The organism is Clostridioides sp. GD02404, from assembly GCF_045898275.1.
GTDB lineage: Bacteria > Bacillota > Clostridia > Peptostreptococcales > Peptostreptococcaceae > Clostridioides > Clostridioides difficile_A.
On record NZ_JBJOCA010000006.1, the window covers coordinates 1 to 14679 of the forward strand.

At 28.7% G+C, this 14679-nt stretch carries 12 protein-coding genes and 1 other annotated feature; of the genes, 9 read left to right on the plus strand and 3 right to left on the minus strand.

The annotated features are described in order from the left end of the window. The first annotated feature begins 292 nt into the window (after positions 1-292). The 4 genes from ilvA to Q3287_RS05245 all read left to right on the plus strand — a co-directional run bounded on the left by ilvA (position 293) and on the right by Q3287_RS05245 (position 3677). The gene (gene ilvA / locus Q3287_RS05230; RefSeq protein ID WP_054271112.1) at positions 293-1510 is read left to right on the plus strand and encodes a threonine ammonia-lyase; all 1218 of its coding nucleotides are present in this window, start codon (positions 293-295) and stop codon (positions 1508-1510) included. Between the two features lie 94 nt (positions 1511-1604). Further along, complete coding sequence (locus Q3287_RS05235) at positions 1605-1985, plus strand: RidA family protein (RefSeq protein ID WP_003416451.1); 381 nt, start codon at positions 1605-1607, stop codon at positions 1983-1985. 167 nt (positions 1986-2152) lie between these two features. Continuing rightward, positions 2153-2911, plus strand: coding sequence for a helix-turn-helix transcriptional regulator (locus tag Q3287_RS05240; protein ID WP_407963619.1), 759 nt, complete (start codon positions 2153-2155; stop codon positions 2909-2911). A gap of 46 nt (positions 2912-2957) precedes the next feature. Next, the gene (locus tag Q3287_RS05245) at positions 2958-3677 is read left to right on the plus strand and encodes a transglutaminase-like domain-containing protein (RefSeq protein ID WP_407963620.1); all 720 of its coding nucleotides are present in this window, start codon (positions 2958-2960) and stop codon (positions 3675-3677) included. A gap of 137 nt (positions 3678-3814) precedes the next feature. Here the strand turns inward: Q3287_RS05245 and Q3287_RS05250 are convergent, their stop codons facing one another. Next, positions 3815-5215 (minus strand): MDR family MFS transporter, encoded by a 1401-nt coding sequence (locus tag Q3287_RS05250; protein WP_407963621.1) that lies wholly within the window; start codon positions 5213-5215, stop codon positions 3815-3817. A 3-nt stretch (positions 5216-5218) separates the two neighbouring features. Then, positions 5219-6109, minus strand: a complete 891-nt coding sequence (locus Q3287_RS05255) for a TetR/AcrR family transcriptional regulator (RefSeq protein ID WP_074178455.1) — start codon at positions 6107-6109, stop codon at positions 5219-5221. Positions 6110-6387: 278 nt separating this feature from the next. Between Q3287_RS05255 and Q3287_RS05260 the strand changes: the two genes are divergently transcribed. Continuing rightward, complete coding sequence (locus tag Q3287_RS05260) at positions 6388-7035, plus strand: D-alanyl-D-alanine carboxypeptidase family protein (protein ID WP_054271107.1); 648 nt, start codon at positions 6388-6390, stop codon at positions 7033-7035. A 324-nt stretch (positions 7036-7359) separates the two neighbouring features. After that, entirely contained in the window at positions 7360-9999 is a 2640-nt protein-coding gene (locus Q3287_RS05265; RefSeq protein ID WP_054271106.1) for a cation-translocating P-type ATPase, read from the plus strand. A gap of 51 nt (positions 10000-10050) precedes the next feature. Here the strand turns inward: Q3287_RS05265 and Q3287_RS05270 are convergent, their stop codons facing one another. Further along, the gene (locus Q3287_RS05270; RefSeq protein ID WP_407963622.1) at positions 10051-11154 is read right to left on the minus strand and encodes a pyridoxal phosphate-dependent aminotransferase; all 1104 of its coding nucleotides are present in this window, start codon (positions 11152-11154) and stop codon (positions 10051-10053) included. 360 nt (positions 11155-11514) lie between these two features. Here Q3287_RS05270 and Q3287_RS05275 point away from each other — a divergent pair, with 360 nt between their 5' ends. From Q3287_RS05275 to Q3287_RS05285, 3 genes are all read left to right on the plus strand, one after another. Next, positions 11515-12336: a Cof-type HAD-IIB family hydrolase gene (locus Q3287_RS05275; protein ID WP_054277219.1), complete on the plus strand. Its 822-nt coding sequence runs from the start codon at positions 11515-11517 to the stop codon at positions 12334-12336. A 79-nt stretch (positions 12337-12415) separates the two neighbouring features. After that, positions 12416-12626: a binding site (T-box leader), on the plus strand. A gap of 87 nt (positions 12627-12713) precedes the next feature. After that, on the plus strand, positions 12714-14030 hold the full coding sequence (gene argH, locus Q3287_RS05280; RefSeq protein WP_074178451.1) for an argininosuccinate lyase: 1317 nt from the start codon (positions 12714-12716) through the stop codon (positions 14028-14030). A 251-nt stretch (positions 14031-14281) separates the two neighbouring features. After that, entirely contained in the window at positions 14282-14620 is a 339-nt protein-coding gene (locus Q3287_RS05285; protein WP_021385441.1) for a DUF2325 domain-containing protein, read from the plus strand. The last annotated feature ends 59 nt before the right edge of the window (positions 14621-14679 follow it).

Genomic DNA, 14679 nt, shown 5'->3' on the forward strand with positions numbered 1-14679 from the left:
AAAAATAGTTTGTAAGTAAATAAAATAATATAAAATACAAATTTTAATAAAAATAATAAAGAATACATTGTTATTTTGATAAAATTGTAAAATATATTTTTAAATTATCATTTAATGTAATTTAAACGAATTGAAGATATGTGTTTATTGTATTCAATTGTTGTATTTTTAGTTTTTTTGTGATTAATTAAAAAATTATAAAAATCGTTTACATGTTGATTTTTAAAAAAAAAAGATATAGAATTATATAGAAAGTAATAAACAAAAATTGGATTTACGGGAGTGGAATAAAATGATAAACGTTACCTTAACAGATGTGAAAGAAGCTAGAGAGACCATCAAAAACATAGTAAAAAGAACTGACTTACTTGAAAGTGTTAAACTTAGCGAAAAAACAGGAGCAAATGTGTTCTATAAATGTGAGAATCTTCAAAAAACAGGTTCTTTTAAATTAAGAGGAGCTTGTAACAAAATAGCAAGTTTAACAGATGAAGAAAAAGCAAATGGAGTTATAGCTTCAAGTGCAGGAAATCATGCTCAAGGTGTTGCATTAGGGGCAAAAATGACTGGTATAAAATCTACAATAGTAATGCCAGCAACTGCACCTTTAGCAAAAGTTAGTGCAACTAAAGGTTATGGAGCAGAAGTAGTTTTAAATGGTGCAGTTTATGATGACGCGTATGCAAAAGCTGTTGAAATACAAAAAGAAACAGGAGCAACTTTCTTACATCCATTCAATGATAAATATGTTATAGCAGGACAAGGAACTATATCTCTTGAGATTTTCGAACAATTAGACAATAAAGTTGATACTATATTATGCCCAGTTGGTGGAGGTGGAATCATCTCTGGTGTAGCTGTAGCTGCAAAAGCATTAAATCCTAATGTGAAAATAGTTGGTGTTCAAACTGCAAATATACCTTCAATGAAAGAATCAGTTAAAAATGGAAAAGTAACAACAGCATTTAATGATACTACAATAGCTGATGGTATAGCTGTTAAAACTCCAGGAGATTTAACTTTTGAAATAATAAACGAATTAGTCGATGAAATAGTTGTGGTTGAAGAAACAGAAATTGCAGAATCAATATTATTTATGATGGAAAGTCAAAAAATAGTTTCAGAAGGTGCTGGAGCTGTATGTACAGCTGCTATATTAAGTGGTAAGTATGTACCAGCAAAAGATGAAAATGTAGTTTGTATAATATCTGGTGGTAACATAGACATAAATACATTATATAGAATAATAGGTGTTGCTCTAGCTAAAGAAGGAAGAAGATATTCATTTAGTACAATTATGGAAGACAAGCCAGGAAACTTTGCTGAATTAACTAGAATAATAAGTGAGAATGGTGGAAACATTTTAAGTGCTAATCAAGGTAAATTATCAGCAGGAGAAGCTCTAGGAAAACAAAGTGCGGAATTTATACTAGAGACAATAGATTATGACCATATAGCTAAAATAAAGAAAGCTATAGAAGACAAAGGTTTTAAAATTATAGAATTATAGTAAAAAGTGTATATAATATACAAGAAAAATAGTATAATAGTGTATGAAGATACATTTTATATGTATCAGATTAACGAATTAGGAGGATTTTAAAATGAAACATGAAGTAATACATACTAATGATGCACCAGCAGCTTTAGGACCATATTCTCAAGCTATAAAAGCTGGAAACTTATTATTTGTATCTGGACAAGTTCCTCTTGTACCAGAGACTATGGAAGTAGTTGAAGGAGATGTACAAGCTCAAACTGCTCAATCTTTAAAAAATCTTAAAGCTATATTAGCTGAAAGTGGAGCTGATTTTTCAAATGTAGTTAAAACTACAGTATTTATAAAAGATATGAATGAATTTGGAGCTATAAACGAAGTTTATGCTGAATATTTTGGAGAAAATAAACCAGCAAGAGCTTGTGTAGAAGTTGCTAGATTACCAAAAGACGTTAAAGTTGAAATAGAAGTAATAGCTGTATTATAAGAATATATAATTTGGAACATGTAGCTATTAGATTAGGCATGAATTCTTGGGTATTTTTATCCTAAGGATTCATGCCTTTTTGCAGGTCTTTTATCAAAATGTATTCACAAATATAGGACAATCTATTAAAATAAAGAGTGATATTTTTAGAAGAAGGAAGTGATACAATGAACATTATAAATAAAATTTTTTGGCAAGAAGATAGAATTAGTATGATTACAAATCATTTAGAGGCAGATAAACATAGCCATTGGATGTTACAACTATTTATAGGAATAGAAGACAGCATTGAAATAACAGTCAATGAAAAATTAGTTAAATGTAATTGTATCGTAGTAGATAAAAATATCTCTCACTCATTTTCAGCAAGAAAAAAAGTTTGTTATTCTGCTCTTATTGAACCTACATCTATATTTGCGGAACAGTTTACCTCAAAAATGAATGATTTTGGATATTGGATATGTGAAAAAGATGGATTAGATGAATTACGTCAACAAGGAACTTTTTTGATATATCAATCTAGTGAAGAACAGTATTTAAAGTTTATGAAAATGCTTAACAACTATTTGAATTTCCCTGAAACTATCAAATACTATGATGATAGAATTACAGAATTGCTTCAATTATTACATACTTGTAAATGTGATAATCATACGATTTCAAACTTTGCAGATAAAGTGGCACTATCAGCAAGTAGATTATCACATTTGTTTAAAGAGCAAATTGGGATACCTTTAAAAAGCTATATTTTACTTCATCAAATGGAGTGTGCTTTTGGAGAATTGCTTTCTGGAAAAAATGTTACTGAAGCTTCTATGATTGCTGGATTCGACACTCCATCACACTTTGCAGGAACAGTTAAGCGTATGATGGGAATGCCCGTTTCTTTATCTTTAAAAGATAGCGAGTTTTTGAAAGTATATTAAATATTCTCGTTATATAATGAAGTTGTATTAAGAAAGGGGATTTATTATGAATAAAGAATATTTAGAAGAAACAAAAATGCTAAACTATAGTGACCCACAACTTAAGTTTTTGGTATCACTTAAGAAGTGGTTAGATTTAGATGATTTTCATAAAATAAAATATATTTATGAGTTTGTCCAAAATGATATTTTATTTGGCTATAATGCTTCTGATATGTTGAAGGCAACACAGGTACTAAATGAAGGTATGGGACAATGTAATACAAAAGCTACTCTTTTAATGGCATTATTGCGTTCAGTGAATATCCCTTGTAGGCTTCATGCTTTTAATGTAACAAAAGACTTTCAACGAGGTGCTACATCTAAATTGATTTCATTATTAGCACCAAAATATATTCTTCATACTTGGGTAGAGGTATTTTATCAAGATAAATGGATTGCTCTAGAGGGAGTAATAACTGATAAAAAATATTTAGAAGCAATTCAGAAGAAATTTATTAATCAGAATGGAACATTCAAAAAGTATGCAATAGCCACAAATGATTTGAAAAACACATCTATTGATTGGGATGGTAAAGATACTTTTATTCAAAAAGAAGCTATAGCATATGATTATGGTGTTTTTTCTTCACCAGATGTATTTTTCTCTACTCATTCACAACATCTATCAAAATTAAAAAACTTCATCTATGTGCATTTTATTAGAAAAATAATGACAAAAAATGTATGTAAAATTAGAAATAATTATTTTGGCAAAAATAACTGAGTGTTCAATGTATAGAGCCTATATAGTAAAATATAGCATAATTAAAAATATGATAATTAAAATAAATAAAAAGTAGTTATCACATAGCAAACTTAAACTGTTCATGTGACAACTCCTTTTTTATTAACTTCTTTTTGTTAGCCTCTAATAATTTGACGTTCTTTTATAAAACATATAGAAATAACTAAACCAATAAATGCAAGAGTAGCAGCTGTTGAAAATGCAACATCCATTCCATGTATGTTAGACAGAATAGCTGAACTCATATGAGCTTTTTTTGTAGCAGATGTCATTATAGTAATAAGTACAGCAGAGCCTATAGCACCAGATATTTGTCTAAGTGTACTATTTATTGCTGTAGCATGAGATATAAGTTCCCTATCCAGAGTTTTAAGTCCCCAAGTAGTTAATGGCATTAGAACTAGTGAAATGCCAATCATACGTATACAATACATTAATGATACATGAATTAAAGACGTATCTTTACCTAAAAAAGCAAAAGACAAAGTTCCTAAAAATAAACAGCCAGTTCCTAATATTGATAAAGCTTGAGGTCCATATTTATCTAAATGGCGACCTGCAATTGGATTTAATGCAACCATCAGTATAGCACCTGGCATCATTAAAGAACCTGAAACTAGTGCAGAAAAACCTCTTACAGATTGTATATATAGAGGAATCATTAATGTAGCAGACATCATTGAAGCATACACAATCATAATCAATACTGTAGAAATTAGGAATGGTTTGTTTTTGAAAACTCTTAATTCTAAAAATGGTTCTTTAGATTTTAATTGACGTAATGTAAATAATATTAATGATATAATTCCTATAATTATTGGTAAATATGTGGCAATATTAGTCCAGCCATAATTACCTTGATTAGTAAATCCAATCAATAAACCACCAAATCCTAGAGAAGATAGTATTATTGAAGGTATATCCAATTTTAGTTTTTGAGCTTCTCCAACATTTTTCAATAGAATAAATGAAAGTATAACATCTAATATAGCTATAGGTGAAAGAAGTAAAAATAAACTATGCCAACCAAATGAATCTACCAACCATCCAGATAAAGTTGGTCCTATAGCTGGAGCAAATCCTACTGTGATACCAACTAAACTCATAGCTGTACCACGTTTTTCAACAGGACATAAATAGAGTATAATGACCTGTAGTAGTGGCATTAAAGAACCAGAACCAACTGCTTGTAATACACGAGCAACTAGCATAGTTGAAAAGCTGTTAGAAAAAAGTGCAATGACACATCCTAGGGAAAATATAGTCATTGATGAAATGAATAATTTTCTAGTACTAAACCTATTTATCAAGTAAGCTGTTGTAGGTACAATAATACCTGCAATAAGTAGATAAATTGTTGTTAACCACTGACCAACATCAGCAGTAATTTTAAAATCTGACATTATATTAGGTAATGCAGTTGATAATAATGTCTGGCTAAGAGAGCTTATAAAAGCACCAGTCATTACGATTGCTATTATTAAATTTCCTTTTTTGTTATTACTCTGGGTTTCCATGATTTATAACGTCTCCTTTTTTAATTGATTTTTAATACTGTTCAACAAAAGTACTTTTGGTCTCAAAATGTCTTCTTTTTCTAAGTATGTAATCATTGCATCCATGATTAAAGAATCATATTGTTGATTTTTTTCCTCAATATATAATTTTTTTGTTGCCTCTAGTAGCTTGGGGTTTTCAAGGAGTGAAGTATCCGTTTTTATTAGTTCTTCTATATCTTGTATCGTTTTAAAAAATAGCGATTTATTATGAATGGAAAAGTAGGCTTCATCTTCTTGTTCATATAAAAACATTGATTTTTCAATTAAAGGATTTAGATTATTAATATTTTCTACAACTAAATCTAAAATTTGTATAGTGAATTCAGCAATAAAGTATACATTCACTTCTCTTTTTTGTATGTGAATAATATACGTAAACTGATGAATTAGTGCATCCAATAAGAAAACTAAATCGAATATATTGTTTTCTATTTTATCCCCGTAGTTATCGAATAAACTGAGTTTGTATTCATTCAATAAGTTAGCTCGAGTTTTTTTTTGTAATTTACTCGTAGTATTACGTTGCGCCTCAGAAAAGTTTTCTCTTATATAGGTGTTTATAGTAGTTCTAGAAAAAATATTTTCCCATACAGCAATTATCTTTCTTCTTAACTTCTCAGATGATGGGATATCCTTATTTTCATTAATAGAATGTATAATTTCCAAGAATTTTTCATCATAATAATTGATTATTTCGCAGATAAAAATTTCTTTAGTTTCAAAATGTTTATAAAAAGTAGCTTTAGACATTTTACATTCTTTTACAATATCTAGTATCGAAGTATTTTGAAAACCTTTCTGGTCAAAAATTCTTTGTGCAATAGTTATAATGAGCCTTTGTTTATCCGTCACTTTACTATCTCCCTTCATATAAAAACATAAGGTACTAAAGAGTACTTGAGAGTTTCTATAGATATATTATACACTATTTGGAAAAAAAATCAATATATGTACCATTAACCTGAGAATTTTGAAAAATTTGTTGTTGTTTTTAGTCATATAGAGAAGAAATTAAGAATTTCGTAAGAATACTTTAAATATATTGCAATAAATTAGTGGTATGATTATACTAAGAAAGAAAATGTCTTGAAATTTTTCTGTATCAAATACTAATTATGGAGGTGTAGTATATGAAAAAGAAAACTTGTATAGCCATAGTTTTTGCTCTATTTATAGTTTTTATAGGAATGTTTATTGATAGTTCTAGTGCAGGAAAGAAAATCATAACATCTGAATTAAGTAAATACAGGAAGGGCGTAAATGTATTATCAATAAATAATATTATAGTAGCAAATAAGGAGTATAGCTTACCTAAAGAATATTCTCCACAAGAAAGTAGTGAAGCAAAAGATGCTTTTTATAAAATGAATAAAGACGCTCAAAAGTCAGGTTTAAATTTAAAAGCTTTTAGTACATATAGAAGTTATGAATATCAAGATAAATTATTTAAGTCGTATGCAAAAGAACATGGTGAAAAAGAGGCAAATAGATTTTCAGCTAAGCCTGGAGAAAGTGAACATCAAACTGGACTTGCTTTTGATATTGGAGGAAATGACCAATCTAGTTGGGCAAATCAGAAGTTTAATAATACAAAAGAAGCTAAGTGGTTGTATGAAAATGCATATAAGTATGGTTTTATACTTAGATATCCAAAAGGCAAAGAGAATATAACTGGATATATGTATGAATCTTGGCATTATAGATATGTTGGAACTGAACATAGCAAAAACTTTGCAATGAATGATTTGACTTTAGAAGAATACTTACATTTAAATTAAGTTATAGTTTGTTAAATTTAGGTTAAAATAAAAAATAAGCTAGACTATTAATTACATAAGGTGATATAATGTAAATACAATTTAAGATAACTACTCGAAGGGGAGTAGCTTACACGAAAGTGGTAATTAATCGTCAAGACAGTAGAAATACTCGGTTAATTAGCAAGGAATTCCTTGATAGCAAGACCTTCAAAATAAGCATTAAGTATGTTTGTTTTGGGGTCTTTTTTTATTCAAGGAATTTTTATTTAAAAAAATTTAAATTTCAAGTATACATAAGAGCCCCCAAACATAAAATAAATTTATTAAAGAGGAGGGCAACAAATGTCTTACAAAAGTACTTATCAAGAAGTAATTAAAAATTTAGACTCAAGCTTATCTGGTTTGAGCAAAGAAAAAGCAGAAGAGCTGTTAGAAAAAAATGGAGCTAATGAATTAAAAGAAGCAGATAAAGTTCCTACGTATAAGCTTTTCTTAGAAAGTTTTAAAGACCCACTAGTAATAATTCTATTAATAGCTGCTTTAGTACAAATATTTTTAGGTGAAACTGTAGAGTCTATAATAATTTTTGCAGTTATTATTATAAACTCAGTTTTAGGTGTCGTACAAACGAAAAAAGCAGAAAGTTCATTAGAAAGTTTGAAAAATTTATCTGCACCAAATGCAAAAGTAATAAGAGACAATAAAAAAATGACAATTCCAGCAAAAGATTTAGTAGTTGGAGATATTGTATTCTTAGAAGCTGGCGATTACATACCAGCAGATGGAAGACTTATAGAAGCACAATCTCTAAAGGTGGTAGAAGGTATGTTAACTGGAGAATCAGAGCCAGTTTTAAAGCATACAGAGCAAATAAGTGAAGATGTAAGCTTAGGCGACCAGAAAAATATGGTATTTAGTGGTGCTGTAGTTGTTTACGGTAGAGGTTCTTTTGTAGTAACTGGAACAGGTATGAATACTGAAATGGGTAAAATAGCTGGCCTTTTGGAAAGTGCTGAAAATAAACTTACACCATTACAACAAAAAATAGAAGACTTTAGTAAAAAACTTGGTGTAGGTATTGTAATACTTGCTCTTTTAATATTTATAATTCAAGTGGCAAGAAATTACTTTATGGCTGGAAATGGTGAAATGACACAGATAATTCTCGATTCATTCATGTTCTCTGTAGCAGTGGCAGTAGCAGCTATACCAGAAGCTTTATCATCAATAGTAACTATCGTATTAGCTGTTGGAACAAACAGCATGGCAAAAAAACAAGCTATAATAAGAAAATTACCAGCAGTAGAAACTTTAGGTTCAACAAGTGTTATATGTACTGATAAAACAGGTACTCTTACACAAAATAAAATGACAGTTGTTGATTATTACATGTATGGAACTAATAATGATGAGTTAAATAAAGAAAAGGTAAACTATTCTTATCATGCTAAATTATTGACTATGGTTTCCACACTTTGTAATGATTCTCATATAACTAGTGATGGTAAAGAAGTTGGTGACCCAACAGAAGTAGCATTGATAAATTATTCAAGTAAAAATGATTTAGATTATGATAAATTAAGAAGTAAGTATGTTAGAATCAATGAAATTCCATTTGACTCAGATAGAAAGCTTATGTCTACTGTAAATAGCATATATGGAGATTATATAATGTTTACAAAGGGTGCCCCAGATATTGTATTTAGTAGATGTAAATATGCTTTAAAAAATGGTTCAAAAGTAGATATAACAGATGAGATAATAGAAGAATATAAGCATAAAAATGAAGAATTTTCAAATAGAGCACTTAGAGTATTAGCTTTCGCAATAAAAGATGTTCCAGAAGAAGGCTTTACACCTTCAATTGATGATGAACATGATATGACATTGGTTGGAATAATGGCAATGATAGACCCACCAAGAGAAGAAGTGATGGATGCTGTAAAAGAAGCAAAGAGTGCTGGGATAAAAACTGTTATGATAACTGGTGACCATAAAACAACAGCAGCGGCAATTGCAAAAGAAATTGGTATAATGGAAGATGGGGACTTAGCTCTTACTGGAAAAGAACTTGATGCTTTGAGTGAAGAAGAATTATATGAAAAATTGGAAAATATAAGTGTGTATGCCAGAGTATCACCAGAAAATAAAATTCGTATAGTAAAAGCGTGGCAACATAAAAACAATATAACTGCTATGACTGGTGATGGTGTAAATGATGCACCAGCATTGAAACAAGCAGATATAGGTATAGGTATGGGAAGTGGTACTGATGTAGCAAAAGATGCCTCTGCCATGGTATTAGTTGATGATAACTTTGCAAGTATAGTAAATGCTGTTGAAGTTGGTAGAACAGTATATAGCAATATAATAAAAGCAATTACTTATTTATTTGCAGGAAACTTAGGAGCTATAGTAGCTATATTGTTTGCAGTGTTTGCAGGTTGGTCGAATCCATTTACAGCTTTACAACTTTTATTTATAAACTTAGTAAATGACTCTTTACCAGCAATTGCGTTGGGATTTGAAAAGTCAGAAAAAAATATAATGGATAAACCTCCTAGACATCCAGATGAAAGTATACTAGCAGGAGGGACATTGAAGGCAGTAGCTATAAGAGGTTGTATAATAGGTGTAGTTACAATTATTGCACAGTATATAGGATTACAAGTATCTCCAGAACTTGGAGTAGCTATGGCATTCTCAACATTAATATTAGCTAGAATAATGCAGACATTACCTGCACGTTCTAATAATCAAACCGTAATAAAGTTAGGTTTTTTTAGTAATAAGTATGTTATAGGAGCAGTTGTAATTTGTTTTGGACTTTACTCTTTAACGCTAATACCAGTATTAAGAGGCATATTCTCTATACCAGAAGTGTTTGGACTGTATCAATTAGGAATTTGTCTAGGTCTAGCATTGATTTCATCAATACTAATGGAGCTTAATAAGTTAATTAACAGAAATACAGTAAAATAATTTAAAAATTAAAGGGGCATATTGATTTTAACAATATGCCCCCTATATAATTTACTCTATATTATCGATTATTTGGAATGCTTTTATAACTTCAGGAAGTTCCTTTTCTTCTGGCATTCTAAATCTTATAAAATTTTTATCAAGTCCAGTGAAGTCACTACCAGATATAACTCTTATTTTTAACTTTGCAAATTCTTGTTGTAAATCTATGTCTTTGTTTTTATGTTCAACTGTCATTATTGATACAGTATCATTAGTTTCAGCTATATTAAGGTTTTTCCAAGGAATTAATAATTGATTTTTTATAGCTTGTGTTTTTTCCTTTAATTCTTCTATAAATTGAACATCATCTAGTAAATTGGCTGCAATACTACGAGATATTTCAGATACTTCGTAAGGAGTAGAAATCTTTTTAATAGGGTCAACAAGTTCTTTTGGAAGAACTGCATATCCTGCTCTTAGTCCTGCTAAACCAAAACCTTTTGAAAATGTTTTTAAGACAATTACATTATCATAATTATTTAGAAGTTTTACAGCTGAATTTTCTTTTGGCATGTATTCACCATAAGCTTCATCTACCATAACTGCGATATTATATTTAGATGCTTCTTTTACTATATTTTCAATTGATGATAAAGGTATAATTTGTCCTGTAGGATTATTTGGATTGTCTATGTAAATTACTTTATATTCTGGATTTATTTTTTCAATAAATTCTTTTTCATTAAATTTGAAATTATCCTCTTTCTTTAAAAGAACATAATCATAAGTAGCACCATGCATTTTTATATCTGTTTCATATTCAGAGAACTGAGGAGAATATCCTAAAACCTTATCTCCTTTTTCAATAAATAGTCTATTTAAAAGGTAAATAACATGTATAGAACCATCTGCCAAACAGATTCTATCAATATCTAATGCTATAAAGTCTTTCCAATAATCAACTATATTGTCTTTTAAGGCAATTGAATGAGGGTATCCTCTTATCATATCAAATTCTAAAGCATTAAAAGCTTCTACAGCTTTATTTGAGTAAGAAACTGTATTTATACCTTCACCACAGTCTATCTCAAATACATCTTCTGAATGCCCAGATTCTATTGCATAACTTTTTTTCAACTGCATTTCAATAGCTTTGTTAATTTTTAATTTCATAGTTCATCACTCCTTATTTAGTCAATAATAAATGTTACAAAAGTCGCTAGATTTAAAATATTTTGAAAATATATAATAGTAAAAAATGAATATAAATATTATAATAGCTCACTTTATTTAATATGATTATATATCATATATTGTAAAATTTCTAGCATTATAAGACTATAAATTGAAAATATTCAGAAAAATACTACAAGAAACGATTTATTTTTCTCTTAAAAGGGGTTAAATGAATGTTATTAATTTTGTAAATTGAAATAGTTTAAGTAGAAAGTTATGATATAATTTAATAAGGGTAATTCTTTAGATTATATTAAGGAAATAGAGGTATACAATAAAAAGTTATGGAGTTGGATTATGGGATATAAATTAATTGTAACAGATATGGATGGAACTTTATTAGGAAATAATCATAAAGTTACAGATGAAAATAAAACTGCACTACAAGAAGTTATAGAGAGTGGTATTAATGTAACTTTAGCAACAGGAAGAGCCTTCGATTCAGCTAAATGCAATGTAGATTTTCTTAAAGAAGATATGCCAATAATAGCTTGTAATGGTTCATTGATAAGAGAGCAAAATGGAAATATAATATATTCAAATAAAATTGACACAAAAACGTGTTTAAATATATTAGATGTATTGGACAAATACGATATTTACTATCAGTGTAATAGTATAGATTCCATGCTTTCAAGAAAAATAGAGGGACGTGAGGACAAGTTAAGTATATTTTTAGGTAATGAGACAAAAGTAATTGTAAAAGACGATTTAAGAGAAGAAATCTTAAAAAATGATATACTAAAATTTGTAATCATAGAAGAAAAAAATCCGTCTATTTTAGATGATATAAGAAAAGAATTGATAAAGGTTCAAGGTATAAAGATAACTTCTTCGTGGCCAAACAATATTGAAGTTATGAATGAAGGTGTTGATAAAGGCAATGCAGTTAAGTTTTTAGCTGAAAAGATGAATATAGATAGAGAAGATATAATTGCATTTGGAGATAACTATAATGATATAGAGATGATAAAATTTGCTGGTCTTGGAATAGCTATGGGAAATGCAGAAGAATTAATTAAACAAGAAGCTGATTATGTTACAGATACCAATCAAGATAGTGGAGTTGCAAAGGCAATTTATAAATTCTTAGAGTTAAAAAAAACACTTAACTCTTAAAAAATGTATATACAGGAAAAAAGAGGTTGACTATTTTATTGATAGTAATTATAATACAAATAGATAAAACATAAAAAACTTAGATTCAGTGAAGAAGAGAGTAGGTATAAAGAAAATCTCAGCGAGTTAGGAATGGTGTGAGCCTAATGATAACACTTTATATTGAAAAGAGCTTTGGAGAATACTACTTGAAATTTAGTATGGTAGTAGGTAATCTCGCCTTAAGAGAATAGAGTGGGTAAACTTTGTTTATCAACTAGAGTGGTAACACGGAATATTTCGTCTCTTGGTCTTTTTGACCAAGAGATTTTTTAATTTTAACTTAGATGTAAATATTATAATTAAAATAAAAAAATTTAAAATATGAGGTGAAAGGTATGAAATTATGGGGTGGACGCTTTAGAAAAGCGGAAAATCAACTTATGGAAGAATTTAATAAATCTTTTGGTTATGATTGTGTACTGTATAAAAAGGATATTGAAGGAAGTATAGCACATGTTCATATGCAAGTAAAATGTGGTCTTTTAACAGAGGAAGAAGGAAAGACTATAACAGAAGGCTTAAAAGGAATCTTTGAAGATATAGAAAATGGAAAGTTAGCATTAGATGGAGAATATGAAGATATACATAGTTTTACTGAGATAAATTTAATTCAAAGAATTGGCGATGTTGGTAAGAAACTTCATACAGCACGTAGTAGAAATGACCAAGTTGCAGTTGATATGAGATTGTATGCTAAAGAAAAGGCAAATGATTTGGTAGATTTAATATCTGAATTTAAAGCAACTATAAAAGATGTTGCTGATAAAAATCCAGTGATGATGCCAGGTTATACTCATCTTCAAAGAGCACAAGTAGTAACATTTAAACATCATTTGATGGCGTATTATAGTATGTTTGATAGAGATGAGAAAAGAATAAAAAATGCTATAGAAATATTAGATGAATCACCTTTAGGTTGTGGAGCTTTGGCAGGAACTACACACGATATAGATAGAAATATAACTTGTGAGCAATTAGGATTTAAAAAAGTAGTAGATAATTTTATGGATGGAGTAAGTGATAGAGATTATTTATTAGAGTTAATGAGTGATTTTTCAATTATAATGATGCACTTAAGTAGATTGAGTGAAGAGTTGATACTTTGGAGTTCTCAAGAATTTGGCTTTGTTGAGATAGATGATTTATATACTACAGGAAGTAGTATAATGCCTCAAAAGAAAAATCCTGATGGAGCGGAACTTATAAGAGGAAAGACTGGAAGAGTATATGGAAATCTGTTTGGTCTTTTTACAGTAATGAAGGGTATACCATTAGCATATAATAAAGATATGCAAGAAGATAAAGAAGGTTTTTTTGATAGTGTACATACTATTGAAATGTGCATACAGATAATGGATAGAATGATAGCTACATTAAAAGTAAATGAAGACAAAATGAAACAAGCAGTAAAGAATGGATTTTTAAATGCAACAGAAGTTGCTGACTACTTGGTTAAAAATAATGTTGCTTTTAGAGATGCACATGGAATAGTAGGAAGTATCGTTATATATTGTGAAGACAATAAAAAGGCAATAGAAGATTTAACATTAGAAGAATTACATAAGTTTTCAGATGCATTTAAGGAAGACATTTATGACTTTATCGACTATGAGAGTATATTAAATAAAGGAATAAAAAAGAATTTAAAATAATATATTAAATTTCAAAAAGCTGTAAATTTGGGTGATGACATTCAAATCTACAGCTTTTTTTGTATAAAAATTTATTATACGTAAAAGTAGTAAATTTAAAAAGAGTAATATTGGAAATAAATATAAGTAAAAAAATTATTATTAAAATGATAATTAATATCAATAAGTATTGACAAATTTATTTCAAGATACTATTATATATAATATAAATAATAATGAAAATCAATATCAAATAAATGGGAGGAAATCTAATGAACTTATTAGTGATTGGTGGTCATGAAAGAATGGAAAAAGATTATATGGTTATGGCCAAGAAAAAAGGTTATAAGACAAAGGTATATACGACTATGTCTTCTAAATTAAATAATTCTATAGGAAAACCAGATGCAGTTGTTATACTCACATCAACAGTTTCACATAAGATGTCTAGAACGGTTGAGTCTCAAGCTAAAAAACAAGATATATTAATTGTAAGACATAAGAATAGTAGTAAGGTAGCATTTAATGAATGTCTAGATATGGTCGATGAATGTCTTGGAAATTGTTCAAAATGTAAACTTAATGATAAACAAAAACAGAAAAATACATAAATTTAAATTAAAGGTACTGTCATAGTATTTTATATTTAATAATCTTGAGAGCTTGTCTC